11 protein-coding genes and 1 tRNA gene are annotated in these 17,693 nt (G+C 66.7%); 6 read left to right on the top strand and 6 right to left on the bottom strand.

Annotated features, from left to right (window positions below; translation table 11 throughout):
- Positions 1–30: 30 nt before the first annotated feature.
- The 4 genes from N1032_RS14510 to N1032_RS14495 form a co-directional block, all read right to left on the bottom strand.
- Positions 31–2,730 carry a helix-turn-helix transcriptional regulator gene (locus N1032_RS14510; RefSeq protein ID WP_259539864.1) on the bottom strand — a complete coding sequence of 900 codons (2,700 nt, stop codon included), beginning with the start codon at positions 2,728–2,730 and terminating at the stop codon, positions 31–33.
- 189 nt (positions 2,731–2,919) lie between these two features.
- Positions 2,920–4,302, bottom strand: a complete 1,383-nt coding sequence (locus tag N1032_RS14505; protein WP_259539863.1) for an NAD-dependent succinate-semialdehyde dehydrogenase — start codon at positions 4,300–4,302, stop codon at positions 2,920–2,922.
- A gap of 52 nt (positions 4,303–4,354) precedes the next feature.
- A complete protein-coding gene (locus N1032_RS14500; RefSeq protein WP_259539862.1) occupies positions 4,355–5,800 on the bottom strand; it encodes a flavin monoamine oxidase family protein in 1,446 nt (481 codons plus the stop codon).
- Between the two features lie 168 nt (positions 5,801–5,968).
- The gene (locus tag N1032_RS14495) at positions 5,969–7,423 is read right to left on the bottom strand and encodes an Hsp70 family protein (RefSeq protein WP_259539861.1); all 1,455 of its coding nucleotides are present in this window, start codon (positions 7,421–7,423) and stop codon (positions 5,969–5,971) included.
- 1,103 nt (positions 7,424–8,526) lie between these two features.
- Between N1032_RS14495 and N1032_RS14490 the strand changes: the two genes are divergently transcribed.
- The 5 genes from N1032_RS14490 (at position 8,527) to N1032_RS14470 (ending at position 16,310) form a co-directional block, all read left to right on the top strand.
- Positions 8,527–9,282: a hypothetical protein gene (locus N1032_RS14490; protein ID WP_259539860.1), complete on the top strand. Its 756-nt coding sequence runs from the start codon at positions 8,527–8,529 to the stop codon at positions 9,280–9,282.
- A gap of 15 nt (positions 9,283–9,297) precedes the next feature.
- Positions 9,298–9,585, top strand: coding sequence for a hypothetical protein (locus tag N1032_RS14485; RefSeq protein WP_259539859.1), 288 nt, complete (start codon positions 9,298–9,300; stop codon positions 9,583–9,585).
- Positions 9,582–10,874, top strand: coding sequence for an ApeA N-terminal domain 1-containing protein (locus tag N1032_RS14480; protein ID WP_259539858.1), 1,293 nt, complete (start codon positions 9,582–9,584; stop codon positions 10,872–10,874). Before N1032_RS14485 ends, N1032_RS14480 begins: the two co-directional genes overlap by 4 nt.
- Before the next feature lie 34 nt (positions 10,875–10,908).
- Complete coding sequence (locus tag N1032_RS14475) at positions 10,909–14,472, top strand: SIR2 family protein (RefSeq protein ID WP_259539857.1); 3,564 nt, start codon at positions 10,909–10,911, stop codon at positions 14,470–14,472.
- 701 nt (positions 14,473–15,173) lie between these two features.
- Positions 15,174–16,310 carry a site-specific integrase gene (locus tag N1032_RS14470; RefSeq protein ID WP_259539856.1) on the top strand — a complete coding sequence of 379 codons (1,137 nt, stop codon included), beginning with the start codon at positions 15,174–15,176 and terminating at the stop codon, positions 16,308–16,310.
- Between the two features lie 100 nt (positions 16,311–16,410).
- Here the strand turns inward: N1032_RS14470 and N1032_RS14465 are convergent.
- Positions 16,411–16,483, bottom strand: a tRNA-Lys gene (locus N1032_RS14465).
- A gap of 94 nt (positions 16,484–16,577) precedes the next feature.
- Here N1032_RS14465 and bcp point away from each other — a divergent pair.
- Positions 16,578–17,060 carry a thioredoxin-dependent thiol peroxidase gene (bcp, locus tag N1032_RS14460; RefSeq protein WP_259539855.1) on the top strand — a complete coding sequence of 161 codons (483 nt, stop codon included), beginning with the start codon at positions 16,578–16,580 and terminating at the stop codon, positions 17,058–17,060.
- Positions 17,061–17,104: 44 nt separating this feature from the next.
- Here the strand turns inward: bcp and N1032_RS14455 are convergent, their stop codons facing one another.
- On the bottom strand, positions 17,105–17,554 hold the full coding sequence (locus N1032_RS14455) for a hypothetical protein (protein WP_259539854.1): 450 nt from the start codon (positions 17,552–17,554) through the stop codon (positions 17,105–17,107).
- Between the last annotated feature and the right edge of the window lie 139 nt (positions 17,555–17,693).

The following is a 17,693-nucleotide window of genomic DNA, read 5'->3' as shown; positions in this document are numbered from 1 at the left end:
ACTGCCGGCACAGGGCGTTATGAGTAATTTCTACTTGCTCGCCGACTCGGTCCCGTAGCCCTCGTAGGGGCTGGCGAGCCTCAGCTCGGTCAGTTCCGCCGACAGCTCACGGCGGCCGGTGATGCCGAGCTTCTTGTAGATGCGGGCCAGATGGTTGTCGACCGTGCGCACCGAGATGCCGAACTCGTCGGCCAGTTCGGCGCTCGTGCGGTGGGCTGCGGCCCCGGATGCCAGTTGCCACTCGCGATCGGTCAGTGGCATCACCCGCGGCTGCGACGGCGACCGTCGCGAGCCCATGGCCACACCGGCCCGCACGGTCCACGAGTCGGCCAGACGGTGCGCGTGCGAGGCCCGAACGAGGTCGGCGCCCGACTGGTCGGCCACCCACCGGGCGGCGTCGATCGCCGGCCCGAGGAGGCCGGCCTCGGCCAGTTGCCGGGCGATGGGCAGCACGTCGTCTCGCGCGACGATCGCGCGCGCGTGCGCCTCGCAGAGCGGAAAGGCCTGGGCCGCCGCGGTCAGGTGCGGCAGCATCACCGAGGCGCCGATGGCCGGGTCGATGCGCAGTCCCTCGTAGGCGGTGAGGGCCGCCAGGTAGAGGTGCCCGCCGTCGATCGCCGTCTTCAAGGCCGGTGCGAGGCTCCGGATGGCGAAACCCGGCCGCCCCGACGCCGCCGACACCCAGGCCCGGGCGAGCGACGCATACAGCTCGACCTTCGGGTCGCTCACCTCGGCCGGAGTCAGCTGGTCGAGCCAGCTCCTCGCGATCGCGAACCGTCCGGTGCGGGCGGCGATTGCCGCCGACAGGGCATCGGCCGAGGCCAGCAGGCCCGCGACATCCCGCCACACCAGATCGCGGCGCCCCTCGGAGATGAGCTTCCAGGCGCGCGACGGAGAACCGGCGTGCAGTTCGATCATGGCGAGCACGAACTTCCAGATGCCCCGAGCACTGGGGTTGGCGGTCTCGGCGCGACTGAGGTTGCAGGTCGCGGCGCCGCGGGCCTCGACGAACCGGCCGGTGAACGACAGCACCAGCACCTCCGAGAGCTGCAGCAGATCGCGGGCGTTCGGAAGCACGTCGCGGAACCGGTCGCATTCCGCCAGCCCGCGTTGCACGGCGCGATCGGCGAGCGCGAGGTTGCCGCCCATGGTGTGCAGCATCGCCGTCATGATGAGCAGGTTGAGGTCGCCCGCGGTCTCGACCGGGCCGAGCGACACGAGCTCGTCGAGGTCGACGGGCAGCCCCTCGCCCGACATCAGGCGCCACTTCGTGAGATCCGACTCCACGAGCGCGCGCATGCCGTCGTCGCCGATGCGGTCGAGCACGGGAGCCACGCGGCCGACCGCGAGGTCAGGCCGCAGCTCGCGGAACGCCAGGTGGTTGCCCTCGGCCTGCGCGAGCACGGCCACGAAGTCGTCGCCCGGCTCTCCACCGGCTCCGGTGACGTCGTCGACCGCGGCCCACGCGGCGGCGAAGTGCCGGCCGGCGGCGGCCGAGCGGCCCACCTGCGAGTGCGACTGCGCCTGCACGTACTCCCCCGCGGCGCGCAGGGTCGCGTCGGCGCCCGCTCCGCGCACCGCGTGCTCGCCGAGGGTGATGGCCGTGCTGTAGCGCTGACGGCTCAGCTCGTGCCGGGCGAGGTCGAGCAGCACCCGCGGCTGCACCTGCTGGCCGGCCCGCAGCTGCAGCAGCGTGCGCCGCACCCGGTGGTCGGGGTAGCCGTCGAGCATGTCGGCGCCTGCGGCGCAGAAGCTCGACTCCCACGAGCTCGAGACGGTCGAGAGCATGACGGCGGCGTAGAGCGGATGCGCGAGCGACACCCAGATGCGGCCGTCGTGGCGGCGGGTGGTCACGAAACCGGCGGCCTCGGCGCGTTGCGTCGCGCCCTCGGAGACGCCCGAGGTGCCGGCCTGCTCGACCGGCAGGTCGCCCGCGACCGCGAGCACGGTCAGCAGGTCGGCCACGAGCGGCGGAGCCGAGATGGGGTTCGCCGGCAGCGACGCGACCATGCCCTCGCTGACGTACGACCAACGCTCCCGCCAGTGACCGACGTCGTCGCAGAGATCGGTGGCGCCGATCGCGGCCTCGACGATCTCGGCCAGCGTGCGAACGCTGCCGGCCGAGAGGCGCACCATCTCGTCGGCGGCGAGCTCGCCCACGCTGGGGCCGAGGCGGTCTTTGATGAGGGCGTGGGCGTCGGCGGCCGAGAGCGTCGGCAGGTCGACCGCGAGGCAGGCCTGTCGGGCGAGACCGGATGCCGCGGCCGGCTGCCCCTCGGACACCCCCCGGATCGCCCGTGCTACGAGCATCGTGGCGACGCCCGCGTGCGCCACCTGCTCGAGCACACCGAGACTCGCCGAGTCGAGGAGCTCGGAGTCGTCGACCACGAGCACGACCCCGGGACGGTTGACGGCGCGGTGGAACTGCACGATGGCGGGCTCGCCGGCGTCGTCGCCGGGGAAGGTCGCCATCACCGGCGCGAGGGCTCCGAGGGGAACGGCCGTGAGGTCGGCGTGACCCCGCACGGTGATGACGCAGCGGTCGGCCGGCAGAGCGGCGCAGAGGGCGTCGAGGAACGCCGTGCGGCCGCAGCCGGGCTTGCCGGTGACGAGCACGAGCGTTCGCCGCTCGGCGAGCTCGAGCCGGAGGAGTGCCTGCTTGAACGGGCGGTCGCGCCCGCGAAGGCGCCGGCCGTCGGGCAGGGTGGGACTGTTCTTCTGCGATGGCATTCGTCGAGTGCTTTCTCTTCACGCCGCGACGGGGTGGGTCGCGGCATCTCGGGCCAAGATGTCTACGGCCACGGGGTGGCCATGAGTAGGTTTTACTCACTCTCGACGTCGAAATCGCTCGACTGAAGAACATGTACGTAGTGACGGCGGCAGGAGTACGTAGCCCCCGCCGAAGGGAGTGCGTGCCGCTCAGGCGACGCGGATGAGCTTCTTGTTCACGAACTCCTCCATGGCGAAACGGCCCATCTCGCGGCCGGAGCCCGAGCGCTTCACACCGCCGAACGGCAGCTCCGCGGCGTCGCCGAGCACGAGGTTGATCCACACCATGCCGGCGTCGATCGCGTCGGCCACCCGCAGCGCCTGCTCCTCGTCGGTGGTGTAGACGTAGGAACCCAGCCCGAAGGGCGTGTCGTTCGCCAACCGCACGGCCTCCTCCTCCGACGACACCTTGTAGAGGGCGGCCACCGGGCCGAAGAACTCCTCGCGGTAGGCATCCATCGCGTCGGTGACGTCGGCCAGCACGGCGGGCGGAAAGAAGTTGCCCGACGGGGTTCCGGAGGCCAGCACGGTCGCGCCCTGTGTGCGGGCTCGGCCGAGCTGCTCCTCGAGCCGTTCGGTGGCGGCCGCCGACGAGAGTGGCCCGAGCAGGGTGCCCTCGGCCATCGGGTCGGCCGGCTGCGCGGCGGTGAACACCTCGACGAACTTCGACGCGAAGGAGTCGTAGAGCGAGTCGATCACGATGAAGCGCTTGGCCGCGTTGCACGACTGCCCGTTGTTGTCGAGGCGCGCGTTCACGGCATCCTGCACCGCGGCATCCAGGTCGTCGGTCGAGAGCAGGATGAACGGGTCGGAGCCGCCGAGCTCGAGCACGACCTTCTTGAGGTTCTTGCCGGCGAGCTCTGCGACGGCGGCTCCGGCCCGCTCGGAACCGGTGACCGAGACGCCCTGCAGGCGCGGGTCGGCGATGACCGTCGCGATCTGGTCGTTGCTGGCGAAGATGTTGACGTAGACGCCGGCGGGTGCCCCCACCGACGCGGCCGCCTCGTCGAAGATGCGGGCGATGGCCGCGGCCGACTCGGGGCATTGCGGGGCGTGCTTCAGCAGGATGGTGTTGCCCGCCACGATGTTCGGGCCGGCGAACCGCGCCACCTGGTAGTAGGGGAAGTTCCACGGCATGATGCCCAGCAGTACGCCGAGGCCGCCGCGGCGGATGAACGCCGAGCCCGAGCCCTCGGCCAGGTCGATCGGCTCGTCGGCGAGGAAGTCGGCACCGTTGTCGACGTAGTACTGGTAGATCGCGGCGGCGAAGTCGACCTCGCCGAGCGCCTGGTCGAGCGGCTTGCCCATCTCGCGCACCGCGATCTCGGCCAGCTCGTCACGCCGCTCGGTGTGCAGTTCGGCCACGCGCGCGATCAGCGCGGTGCGGTCGGCGACCGGCACGCGTCGCGACCAGCCTTCGAAGGCCGCCGCGGCCGACCCGATCGCATCCTGCAGCTCGGCGTCGGTGATGGTGGGGTATTCGGCCAGGGTCTCGCCCGTGGCGGGGTTGATGACGGCGTAGTGGCTGGTCATTCGGTGTCTCCTCGGTCGGTGTGGGGGTTGGTCGGGCCGGATGCGCGGAAGCCTACGCCCCGAGGCTCTCGATGCTCTCGATGGTCTCGGCGGCGAGCCGGCGCCCCACCCGAATGGCGCCGTCGACGTGCTGGTAGCCCTCGGCGGCGAGGTCGCTCGATCCGAAGCGGAGGGGCCCCACCGGTTCGAGCTGCAGCGCCCCGTAGCGGGTGAGGCCCCCCAGGTCGAAGCTCGCGGCGTAGGCACCCTGCGTCCACTCCTCGGCGGCCCAGTCGCTCTCGAAGTAGACGACCGGCTCGAGCGCCTTCGGCCCGTAGTAGGCAGCGAGCGACTCGAGGATGCGATGCCGGCGCTCGGCGGCGGGCAGCGCGAGCAGGGCGTCGGCCTTCTCGTCGGAGACGAAGCCCACGAGCGTGCCCCGGGTCTCTCCGATATTCGAGTTGTCGTAGGCCTCGTGCACGACGCGGTAAGGGCTGAAGGCGGTGCCTGACAGCCCCTCCTCGCGCCAGAAAGGGGTGTCGTAGGTGGCGTGCACCTTGATGACGAGGCCGAGCGACTGGTGCTGCGACAACTGCTGGCGCAGGCGCGGCAGGGCGGGTGCGTAGTCGATGCGGTTGTAGAGGTTCGGCGGCACGGCCACGATCACGCGCTTCGCGGTGACCACGAGGTCGTCGGTCGAGACCTCGACCGACTCGGCGGGCTCGGCGCGGGCGGGCTCGGCGTCGGCGGGCTCTGCGTCGGCGGGCACTGCCTCAACGGGCAGCGCGGCCGACGACCAGCGGATGCCGCGCACCGGCTGCCCGAGGCGCAGGTCAACCGGGTCGAGCGTCGCCGCCAGCGCGAGCGGCACCCGCTGCAGCCCGCCGACCACGCGCCGGTCGAGAATGAAGTCGGCGTCGACCAGATGGCTGAAACTGCCGGCGCTGGCGGCCATGAGCAGTGCCTGAAGCGCCGAGAAGGAGTGCGCGGGCTTGGTCAGCATGGCGTCGGCGATGAACAGGGCGATGTTCTCGCGTGCCTCGGCGTCGTCGCTCTGCTGCCGCAGCCAGGCCGAGAACGAGATGCGGTCGAGCTCGTCGGCGTTCGGATGCTCCCACGGCGCGGCCGGGTCGGTCTCGGCCACGAGCTGGTCGAGCAGCACGATGAGCCGTTCGATCTCGGCCTCGGTGTGCGGGTTCGTCGGCACGACGCCGCCCGTGAAGCGCTTGGCGACCCCGTCGGCGCCGATGTAGACGCTCTCGCCGTCGCGATACCGCTCGTAGGTGTCGAGGCCGAGATCGTCGAGCACCTCGAGCAACGCCGTCTGGTCGGGCGACACCCATTGGCCGCCGATCTCGTAGAGCTGGCCGTCGACGTGATCGGTCCAGACCCGGCCGCCGACGCGGTCGCGCGCCTCGAGCACGATCACGCTGCATCCGGCCTCACGCAGCGTGACCGCCGCGGTCAGCCCCGTCACTCCGGCGCCGACGATGACGACGTCTCGCTCCAACCGTTCCACAACAACTCTTTCCGTGGCCGAATCGACCTCGCAGTGAGGAAGTCAGAACCATAGTGTCATTGGCGCGGCACTTTTCGATAGTCGGCGCGGCGGAGCGGCCCACGATCAGCGCACGCTGTCTCGCGGGTGCAGACCGGATGTCGCGTCCGAGCCGGATTCGATCGACGGTCAGGGCACGGGGTCGACCGGCGCCGGATCGACCGGCGCGGGGTCGACTGGAGCGGGGTCGACCGGCGCCGGATCGACCGGCGCGGGATCGACCGGAGCAGGATCGACCGGCGCCGGGTCAACCGGCGCGGGATCGACCGGAGCGGGGTCGACCGGCGCCGGGTCAACCGGCGCGGGATCGACTGGCGCAGGGTCGACGGGCACCGGATCGGGCGTCGGCGTGACGACGGGCGGCTGGGTGGGTGTGGGAGTCGGCGTGGGCGTGGGCGACGGTGTGGACGGTGTCGTGGGCCGGGTCGGGCTGGTGGGAGTGGTCGGGCGCGACGGCGTGGTGGGGTTCGCGGGCGTGGCCGGCCTGCTGGGCGCGGGCGGATTCGCGGGATTGGTGGGGGCGACGGGCCGGCTGGGCGACGAGGGGTTCGAGGGGCTCCGGGGAGCGACCGGGGCGGTGGGCGGCGTCTGCGAACCGTTGGTCGGCGCCGGAGTGCCGACCACGGGGGCTTCGGTGGTGTCGCCGGTCTTCTCGATGGTCGGCGATTTGGCCCGGCTGGCGGCATCCGCATCTCCGGAGCTAGCGGAGCCTGAGCCGCTTGCCGAGTCGCCGACGGATGCCTTCGCCGAGGTCGCCGAGGCGGGGTCGCGGGTCTGGATGAGGCCGCCGAGACCCACCGCGCCGGCGGTGGTGGCGAGCACGACCGCGGCGGCGACGGCAGAGGCCAGCACGAGCCGGCGCCGGCTGCCGTGGATCATGCGGTTCCACTGCGCGCCCACGACGCCGACGGCAGAGGCAGGCGCGGCGATCGACGCGGCCTTCCCGGCGGCGGCGCTTCCGGGCGCGAGGCTTTCGTCGCGCCCGATCGGAGCGACCGCGGTCACCGCGGCGACCGGCTCGACGGCGGGGCTCATGACGAACAGCGACGCCAGCAGCAGGCCGGCGCCGTGCTCCGGGGTGCCCTCCCAGGCCTCGGATGCCGCGAACGCCTCCTGCTCGCTGTAGAGCTCGACGTCGTCGAGCCCCTCCACGGCGAGCGCCGCGGTCATCAGCTCGATCTCGCGACTCCCCCAGGTGTCGGGATGCACGAGCGCCACGGCCTCGGGCTCGTGGCCCTCCTGCTCGATGGCGACGTCGACGATCCACGCCACCTGCGCGGCGACGACCTCTTCGGGCCGGATCTCCGGCGTCGTGCCCGGTTCCGCTTCCGGCTCGGGTTCGCCGACCCGGTCGAGCACGCCGCGTAGCGCGCGTTCGGGTTGCGCCAGGCTGCGCTCGGCGGCTTCGTCGCCGAAGTAGGCGTAGCCGTCGTCACCGATCCAGACGGTGCCGTCGGCGGGCTCCGTGCGCGACAGGGCCACGGAGCGCACGTCGCCGTTGCGGTGCGACGATCCGTCGACGAGATCGATGACCGCCGCCGCCGCGATTCCTTCGCCGAGGTCGATCGCAATAACGTATGACATGAGTCCCCTAGCAGCAGTCGTCATCGATCGCGCGCGCCCTGGCGCGCCGCAGCCGCACCTTCCAGGTGAAAGAGTCGCACTGCTAGGAGTTCTGAACGACGGAAGGCCCCATTCCGCGCTCGCCCCTGGCTGAGGGTACCACTCGGGTCGGCCAATGGGAAAGGGCCCCTGTTCAGCGCAATCGCTGGGCAGGAGCCCTCTTCGTGGTGCACCCCCGGGGACTTGAACCCGCTTTCCCGGTCGAGAAGGCCGGTGCGAAGTCGCGAGTCCCGCATATTTCCGAGACTCTTCGATCACACAGACGGTGGTGAATCATGATCCCTGGCGCCCAAGTGTGGGCAAAGTGTGGGCACGGGTACCCGTCTGAACTCACCCTTGACGCACTCAGAAGAGGCGAGTGGGCTATCGCTGATGCCCCGTCACTCGGCAGCCTCCCCGAGTTCGCGCTCGATCTGCTCGATGGTCGGCAGCGCCGTCTGCAACTGGTCCGGCAGCGCCTCCGGAAGCTGAAACTCGCTATGCCGAGCGGCTGACTGTCTCCGCGTCCTTGAGTGTTGACAAGAGCACGATACTAGGACCCCACAGCAATTGGCCAACAGCCTGTTGGACAATTGCATCGTCCCAGGTTCCGGCGAAATCCCTCATGTCATTGAAGTTGGCACGTGAATCACTGAGATTGGGGAACGACCGCTGGGGATCATGCGCGAGCCGTTCAATCTCCCTGAAACACTGTCCCTACTGCGTCTGCCTGTCGAGGATGCACGCCCGATCTGCCATACACGCGCAACATCTCGCTGTTGACGCGGGATTTGCGCGATGCTATGCCGAGTAGATTCGCCTATCGCGGTCAGCAAGCAGCACGGTGACCACATCTGGAGGCCCGACTAGCGCAGGCTCCATGTCGGCGCAGCTACATTGTCGCAGTGGCATCCGACACCGCTTTGCCGTAGGGGGCGAACGTCGTGCCGCAGAGCGTCTCTGCACAGCCTTCACGTTCGCGCCGGAGGATAAAAAAGGAACCCCGACCGTCACACTGGGTGCGCTGCGTCGGGGGCTGTCTCCTAGTCTAGATCCAATACTGTTGCCATGCAATTAGGAGCCACATGGACCGTCTTCGAGCAAACATCCCAGAGGCTCGTATGCAGAGGTACGACGCCGCCTGCCGCTTCGACCCAGATGTCGATGGGATTGAGCTCTACCGGTGGGCAAGTGCCGTCGCTCTCGCCGTTTTCGATGACCTTGCCCATGTGGAGGTTGCGATGCGGTCCGCCATGGCGAGAGAGCTTGCAAGTTCGTACGGGCTCGTCTGGTACAGAGATCGAACCATCCTCGATCAGCAGGCGACTCATCTGGTCGAGGAAGCAATGAGTCGAACCCGTCTTGGGAGCCTGCCCGATGACCCACAGGTCGTTCATGGGAAACTTGTTGCATCGCTGACCTTCGGCTTCTGGGTCAAGTTGCTTGGTCGCGGACAATATGCCGAGGTCGACGGAGAACGTCAGCGTCGCATTTACGACACCGTCATCTGGAAGGCTGCTGTGCGCCGCGCCTTCCCTCAAGTGAACGACCTCGATCGCCAGCGAGTTGAGGGCGTCGCGCGGCGTGTGCAGGCCTTGCGAAACCGCATTGCACACCACGAACACATTGTTTGGGGCGTTCCGATTGCTGGAGGGTCCACCGCAGATGGTGAGCCTCTCCGTCTCCCCCTGATGACCGCACATGCCTCGATCATCGAGCTCGCCGGCTTTCTCAATAAGGACCTCGAGTCGTGGCTCCGGGAGCACAGCCAAATCTCCGACCGCATCGAGCAATGCCCCATCTATGCTGGCGAACTGATGCTCACGGACGAGGAAACTTGAGGCCGAAATTGGACGATGCGCCGTGGGATCGTGGGCCGGCCCGACTTCACGGAGTTTGCCGTTGAAAGCAACGGGGGCGCCATGATGACCTGCGCCTCGTGGGAGCACGTCGCCGCCTTTCCAGCCGAGGTTTCGCCTGCGAATGCGCGCCCTGCGCTCGATGCCGGCTTCGAGGCGGTCTGGAAGGCAATCGTCGCTATACGAAGGGAGATGGCCAAATTGTCCGGCTCTCGGGACGACCTCGTCCAACTACCCATGTCCAACTTCGTCCTCCTCAGAGAAACCATGGAGGCGATGGCATGACGGAGAAGCTGGCGCTAGGCGTGACCCGCATCATGCACAGCCGGTCGGGAACGGCTGGGACGGACGAGGTGATTGTCGTCGCACTCGACGACCGCGGTGCTGAAGTGACTTGGCCGCGAGCGCTGGGTTTCGCCGATGCGTTCGATCTCAACTCGAAGCTGCCGCTACCCGATCCCCTCGTCGCTCGGGACGGACAGGGCTGGGTAACATTGCAGGAGGGGCGGTCAGCCGGCGCTTCCGCCTCAACGCTGGCCCACTCTGAGCAATGCATTCGCTATCGCTTCGCGATCGCAGCCGGGTCGAACGATGTGGACTACTCGAAGATCAACGGCCTACGCACTGAAGTCGAGGGCCTTGCCCGCTGGACGAGGATGACGAGCGTGGAAACTCGACTCCACTTCAAAGACGGGGAAGGAGTGACCGGTCTGGAGCTGTTGGCGAAGAACCAGCCCGATCACGTCCTTGGCGGCGCCTTCGACCTCCGGCTCACTACGTCATACTCACATCAGCCACAACCGAAGAATGGTGTCTTCACCATTACCGACCGGCTGACGGTGGAGACCCGCACTCGCAGCAGGCGTTCCTGGAATGATCACTCCGCTCAACATCGAATGATCCAGGACCTCATGAGTCTCGCCTACGCGTTCCCGTGCGCTGCAGTGATGAGGTCGGCGATGCGCCACGACGATCAGCCAATGGACATCAGGAAAGATAAGCGACGCTGGTGGCCAGACGCCTTCGAGCCAACGTTCGGGCGCGGCGACGGCCTGCACGACTCACTCGATGATCGCGAGCCGTTGTTCTACCTCGACGAAACTGACCCGGCCCGGGTCTCCGCGTGGCTCACTGGATTTCAGAAGTGGTCGCGTCCTACCTGGATCGCAGTCACCACGCTGTTCCAACGTAACTCGACCGTCGAATCCCAGTTGTTGCAGATCGGGGTGGCACTGGAGGCGCTGGGCTATGCAATCTGGCGGCAGGCGCATCCGACCTCAAAGAAGGCACCGAGCTATCCCGACCTGTTGAAGGTCGTGACCGATGCGGTCGGAATCGCGAGTGCCGCTACGTACGGAAAGGCGAAGCGCGCCGATCTGTGGCGCGATCGCTTCAATCGAGCATTCAAGGGCGCGAAGCACGCCGATAACGCTGCAGTCACGTCGAACGAGGCGATCGAGCGGGCGCGGCAGGGGTTCGTCCTCATTCGGTGTTGGCTTGCGCTGGAGCTTGGGGTCAGCAAGACATTGCTGCGCAAGCGACTTGACGAGGTGCGGACGGGGGCGCGTCGGTGAAGACACCAAACGGCCGTACCGAGGGCGCGGCCTGATGTGGATCACTGGCGACGTCGAGCTACCCGACGAAATCCTCGATGCCCACGAGCGCGGCGAGCTCGTGTTCTTTGTCGGCGCAGGGGCTTCGCTGGGTAAGCCTTCGAATCTTCCCCTATTTGACAGCCTCGCGAGGAAGCTTGCTCGACTGGCGTCGCACCCATTCTCGAAGCGCGGCGGACTGGACTTCTTCATCGGGCAGCTGGAGTCGCTGCCACAGGGGTTTGACGCGCATCACCACGCACACACCCTGATCTCCAATCCGAAGTCGAAATTCAATTCACTCCATGATGCGATTGTTGACCTCGCGGGGATCGGAGGGGCATTCCGTGTTGTGACGACCAATTACGACGATCACCTTGCTTCTGCTGCGCGCAGCGGATCGATCGCGGTCCCGGACATCTGGTACGCCCCGGCGTTGCCACTCGGGCGCGACTTCGCTGGACTCGTCCACCTGCATGGCTCAGTACAGCGCCGGAAGGAGGAGATGATTCTCACTGACCGAGACTTCGGCCACGCATACATCACCGATGCCTGGGCAGCACGGTTCCTCCTCCCCATGTTCGATCGATACACCGTAGTGTTCATCGGCTACAGCCACGACGACGTGATCATGCGATACCTCGCGCTCGGGCTGCCGTCGAGCGGCAAGGCCGTTGGCCCCAAACGGTTCGCGTTCACAAACGACCCGTCGAACAGCAAGTGGGGCTACCTAGGGATCCAGCCGATCACCTACCCGGTCGTCAGGCGTGATCATCAAGCGCTTGTGGCGGCTCTTACCGTGTGGGCGGACCGCGCGAAGATGGGACAGACCGACCACCAATCGCGCGTACAGGCGATCATCGGCGGCGGAACCGCGATGCCACTGCCCGACCGCGACTACCTCCATGCTCGTCTCCGGACTACGGACGGCACCCGCGACTTCGCGGTTGCGACTGGATCGCTGCCCGACAAAGACAAACTCGAATGGCTGACATGGCTGGAGGATTTCCCGGAGTTCAAGGCTCTGTTCTCGCTCCATGAGGTGCCGGACGCGACGGCGGTCCTAGGCAACTGGTTCGCAAGAATCTTCATCGAGTCGACGACCCTGAACGGTGCAGCGCTCCAGACCATGCAACGACTCGGGCAGTCGATGACGCCCTCGCTCTATCGGACGGCCACCTGGCTCGCCAACGACCTAGGCAAGCACGATGCGTCTGCCGGAGAAAGGTGGCAGGCGCTCCTCGCTACCTCGATCTATGGACAGTCGGCGCCGTTAGAAACCGACCTCCTCATGCCGTTCTTACCCGAATCAACGGTGCGCAGCGTGGCTGTGCTGCGGACGGCGCTGCGCCCTTTCCTCAAGCTGGAACGGCGCTGGTTCCGCGAGGAGCCCGAGGAGCGCACGAACTATCCCGATGCGAAGGTCACCTGGAACTCCGAGGAATACACGCTGACGCAACATGTTCAGCTCGTCATACAGGCATCCGACCCCGGGGATCGCTCGCTCGGGGGCGTCCTTGAGGAAGCCATCGTCGCGGCGTACGACCTGCTCGGCGCGTATCACGGCGACCGAGGCTGGGATCCGCTCGCGCATCACCGATCTGCGATCGAGCCGCACGCCCAGGACGAAATGCGGGAGCCGCTCGATGCGATCATCGATGGCCTCCGGGAATACGGGATGAAGGCGCTGCCCGTTTGGCCGGGCCTGCCTGATCGATGGTGGAGCCTTGGCCGAGCACTAATGCAACGGCTGGCCGTGCATCTGGTATCCGACGATCCGGCACGGAGTGCGGACGACAAGCTCTCGTGGCTCCTCGATCGCACGGGGCTCTATGCAGACCATCTGAAGCACGAAACCTATCAGGTGCTAGCCGCCGCGGTCGGTACCGCGGCGCCGTCGCTAAAACAGCGGATCTTGGACGCCGCCGCCGCTGGACCCGACTACCCCGAAGAGGTTCCTGATCGTGACGGCCACTTCGCGTACGCGAAGTACAACTTGCTCGCATGGCTGACGCAGGCCGACCCTGACTGGGCTGAGGCGCAGCTCGCGTTCGACGCGGCTCAAGCTGAGAACCCCGACTTCGAGGTGCGAGAGCATCCTGACTTCGATAGCTGGATGACGAGTGGAACCTGGGGTGGTCAACCGCCGATGGACTTCGAGGAGTTCATTCAGGCGCTCGCTCAGAACCCGAGCGCTGCACTCGATGACCTGCTGGCCCACGACTACTCCGAACGCCACTTCGATCAGCCTCAGTGGCGAGATGCGCTCGGGCTCGTGCAGCAGGCCGCAGAGCGCCGCCCAAACCTAGGCGTGCTGCTCTGGGACGCCATCCTCGACCGCGACGAAACTGACGACAAGCAGTTCGACCTATGGCGGGCGATCGCGGAAGGCTGGGGGAAAGCCGAACTCGGTGATTCGGGACTCGGGGCTGTCCAGCGCCTCAGCACGCTGCCGCGGGACAAGGGCTCCGCCCATGCGATCGGGCGTTTCCTGCTCGATCAGATTCGACAGCAGATCGACGCACATGAATCGCCGGTGCTCGCGTCCATGCGCGAACTGGCGCGAGCACTCTGGCGAGAGCAGGGCACAGGATTCACGCACCCGGAGGACTCGACCCCCTTGTCGCTCGCGCCGCTGTACATGAACTCGTGGCCGGGGTTCTTGGCTCAGTACTGGAACAGTGAGGTCGATCGTCGCTGGCGGCACTCGCGTGCGGAGTGGGCTGGACTAAGTGACGAGGAGTCGGATGCGCTCGTCGCGCTGCTGAACGGCAGCGAACATGCGCTAGATGCTACTCAACCTGCGATTGCCGGAGAGCTGTTCTTCCACTTCGCCGCAGATGCAGTCTTCGCGGCAGCACACCTGCTGCCGCTCTTCAACGACCCGCGGCGGCATGCCTTTGGCTGGAACCCCTTCCTGCACCATGCCAGGTGGAATGACCGGATCCTCGCGGCCGGGCTGTTCGACAGCTTGGTCGCCGAGCTCAGCCGTCTCGACGAGTTGTCAGACCAGAATCTGCGTCACATCTTTCTTGGGTTCACTACATCCGTGGTGTCATACGCCGGCATTACGAGTGCCGACCGGAGGCGTCTGCTCGATCACACGGTGCTCGCGTCAGGTGGCTCGCATGCCGCCGGCTTCGCTGAGGCCGTGGCCCGCTTCCTGCGTGAGGACGGCGTAGATGGTGCCGAGGTGTGGCGCCGGTGGCTCGGCAAGCACTTGGAACGCCGCCTCGGCGGACGGCCTCGAGTCGCATCCGCCGAGGAGCTTTCACGCTGGGCGGACGTTGTCCCTGTCGTCGGTGAGTTTGTCCCCGCCGCGGCGACTCTTCTCGGCGGGCACAGCATCGGTCTCGGCGAGCGGTTCTTCAATCGGGAGTTTCCGGACGGCGTCCTTGCCGCCTATGGCCCTGAACTCGTTACTTTTTTTGCCGAGCGGGTCCGGAGCACGATGGGCCCGGACCATATGGTGAGTTACCGCGTGCGGAAATTGGTCGAGACGATACGAGGAGCGGTCGGCGACACTATCGCCAAGCCGCTGGTCGAAGCGGCGACAGAGAAGGGATTTCTCGCAGATTGAAGACAACCTCGAATAGAGGGATCTCGCTCTCCTCGAGGAGCTCGGCCGCGTGAGGATGCACGAACCCGATATCGAGCCAGGAGGCGGGTAGTTGCACCACGAGGCTGGCTGCCTGTGACACTCCCGCGCGTAGCCATCGACCGGATTCAGCGGCTCGTTCGAATCACCATCCCGCCGCGTTACCCCTGGTCGCCCCGATCGCCTTTTGCTCGTCAAGTTCATCGGGCAACTCACGCGCCCCTGTCCTATCGGCCCTCTATTCTCGCGCTTCTTGTCTGTCCTTCTTCTTGCCTGCGCCACCGCCACCCCTTTACTTTCCAACCTCCGCCAGACTGCAACGAATTTTGGGGGAGGTTGGAAAGCGAGCACCGCTCGGGGGTGGCGGTGGCGCAGGCAATGAGATGGACAAACCCTTCCGTTACCCATTCCCGCCTAGGGAAGAGTCAACGGAATACCCGCTCAGCGAGGTGTTGACGCCCGCATATCGTGCTCAAATCTGACGCTAACGCGCGTCGCGCGTACTGCTCCTGTTCTGCTCCTTCCTGTTCTCTTCTTGTTAAGGGGGCAACTGAGTGGTCCCCTGATTGACAAGTTTTTGGTCCCCTTAGGGGGTCAAAGACTCGCCCCCTACGGGGACCATTCTGTGGACCCCTAGCCGGTGGAAAATGGAATCGATAGCAGGGGAAGGGACGACAGCACATATGGCAACGATCACGCCGTACGAGACGAACGCTGGGAAGCGATACCGGGTGAGGTATCGCAAGCCGGACCACTCGCAAACGGATAAACGTGGGTTCAAAACCAAGCGCGAAGCCGAGCTGTTCGCGGCGACAGTCGAGATCGCGAAGGCGACCGGGGAGTACATCGACCCGGCGCTGTCGAAGGTCGCTGTCGGACAGCTGGTCGATCGTTGGCTCGCCGGGAAGAAGGTTTTGAAGCCTTCCGCCTATGATCCGCTGCCGCGAGCGTGGAGGAACCATGTCGCACCTCGGTGGGCGTCTCGCGAGATCCGCTCGATCGAACCCTCAGAAGTGCAGGAGTGGGTCGCCGAGATTCATGCGCTTCGCTCGGCAGCGACGACTCTTCGCGCACTCGGTGTCCTCGCCGGCATCCTCGACATGGCGGTCAACGATGGACGAATCAAACGCAACCCTGCCCGAAACGTCAAAAACCGGCCGAGCAAGCCGAAGAAGAAGGCGGGTCGCTCGTACCTGACCTTCCAGCAGCTCGAACTCCTGGCCCGCTGTTCAAGCCGACCCACGCTCGTTCGCGTCCTCGGCCTGACAGGCCTCCGATGGGGAGAAGCGACCGCGCTCCGCATTCGAGATGTCGACCAGTTGCGTCGCCGCCTTCACGCCGAGGAGAACGCGGTCACGGTCAACGGAATCGTCCACGTCGGGACTCTCAAGGGCGCCGAAGACCGCTGGGTGCCCTATCCCGCGTTCATTGAGCCTGAGATCGCCCAGGCGGCCGGCGCGCGTGAAACCGCGACGCTGCTCTTCCCCGGCCCCCATGGCGCCCACCTACGCCGTGTAGAGAACGGCACGGGTTGGTTCGAGGGCGCCGTCTCCCGCGCTCAGATGATCGATCCGACCTTCCCCCGGGTCACACCCCACGATCTGCGCCACACGGCCGCCAGCCTCGCTGTGCGGGCAGGCGCGAACGTTAAGGTGCTGCAACGTATGCTCGGCCACCAGTCTGCCTCGATGACTCTCGACACCTACGCCGACCTCTTCGACGACGACCTCGAGTCGGTGGCCGCCAAGCTCGACGAGGCGGCCCGGTCGGCGGCGGCCGATCCGGAATGGGAGCGGAAGCTCCTCGAGGCAGTCGCGTAGATCATTTGTGGGCAAAGTGTGGGCAAACGCTCTGACCCGGTAATTGAGAAAGGCCCCCGATCCCAGCAGTTACGCAGGGCCAAGGGCCTTCGCCGATGGGTGCACCCCCAGGGACTTGAACCCTGAACCCACTGATTAAGAGTCAGTTGCTCTGCCGATTGAGCTAGAGGTGCATGGCTCTTGGCGAGCCAGTCGTCAACATTAGCATGCTCGTCGGCGTCTCGCGAACACGGGCGCGGAGCCGTGAGGATGCGAAATACTGGAGCCATGACAGACACGAGCGACCGCATCGAAGCGGGCCGGACCGCCCCCGATTTCACCCTGCTCGACCAGGACGGCGAGTCACGATCGCTGTCGGACTACCGCGGTGAGCGCGTCATCCTCTACTTCTATCCCGAGGCCGGCACGCCGGGGTGCACCACCGAGGCGTGCGACTTCCGCGACAACCTCAACTCGCTGAGGAGCGCCGGCTACACGGTGCTCGGCGTCTCGCGCGATCAGCCCGCGAAGCTCCGCGGCTTCGTCGACGAGCAGGGGCTCAACTTCACCCTGCTGTCCGACCCGGATGCCGCCGTGCACGGGCTCTACGGCGCCTGGGGCGAGAAGTCGCTCTACGGCAAGACCGTGATCGGGGTGCTGCGCTCCACCTTCGTCATCGACGAAGAGGGCGTCGTCACACTCGCGCTCTACAACGTCAAGGCCACGGGGCACGTGGCCTCGTTGCGCAAGAAGCTCAAGATCGACGCCTGAGCGCGAGGGGCGGCATCCGCTCGGCCCCGGTCACACCTTGCGACTCACACCTCGCGACGGGTCGCCGCCACCACCGAGGGCGCGAACAGCAGCACGAGCGCCAGCACCGCGGGCACCAGCAGGTACCAGCCGATAGTCGGCGTGGCGACGATCCCCTGGAAGCAGCCGATCGCGATGACGGCCTGCAGCAGCTGCCAGGTGAACGTCGCCGCGCGGGTCCAGGGGCGCGCGCGGAGCGTGTGCACGGCCACGAACGCCAGGAAGACGGCGGCGATGGCCGACAGCACCAGAATGGCGAGCGCCGTTTCGTAAGAGGCCGGGCGCTCGGTGAGCAACTCGACGGTCAGCCACACCACGACGCCGGCCATCACGAGCGCCTCGGCGCCGACGATCGCGGCGAGCAGAACGAGCAGCGCCGGGCGCCTCGGCAACTCGCGCCGGCGGTCTGCCGCGCGTTCAGCTGCTGTTCGCCGGTCGTTCAGATCGTCAGTCACTGCAGCACTCCATACAAAAGCCTTGATTTGCAAATACCAGTATGCGACCATATTTGAGGTCAATGTTGCTCACAGTGACGTGAGCGGGTGCAACCCAAGTCTGGTTGCAGCGTCCACCGTGCCATTGACCTTCACCCGA

Origin of the sequence: Herbiconiux daphne, from assembly GCF_024979295.1 — a bacterium.
Classification (GTDB): Bacteria; Actinomycetota; Actinomycetes; order Actinomycetales; family Microbacteriaceae; genus Herbiconiux; species Herbiconiux daphnes.
Note: the sequence above shows the minus strand (reverse complement) of the source record. Positions and strands in the feature narration are given on the sequence as shown.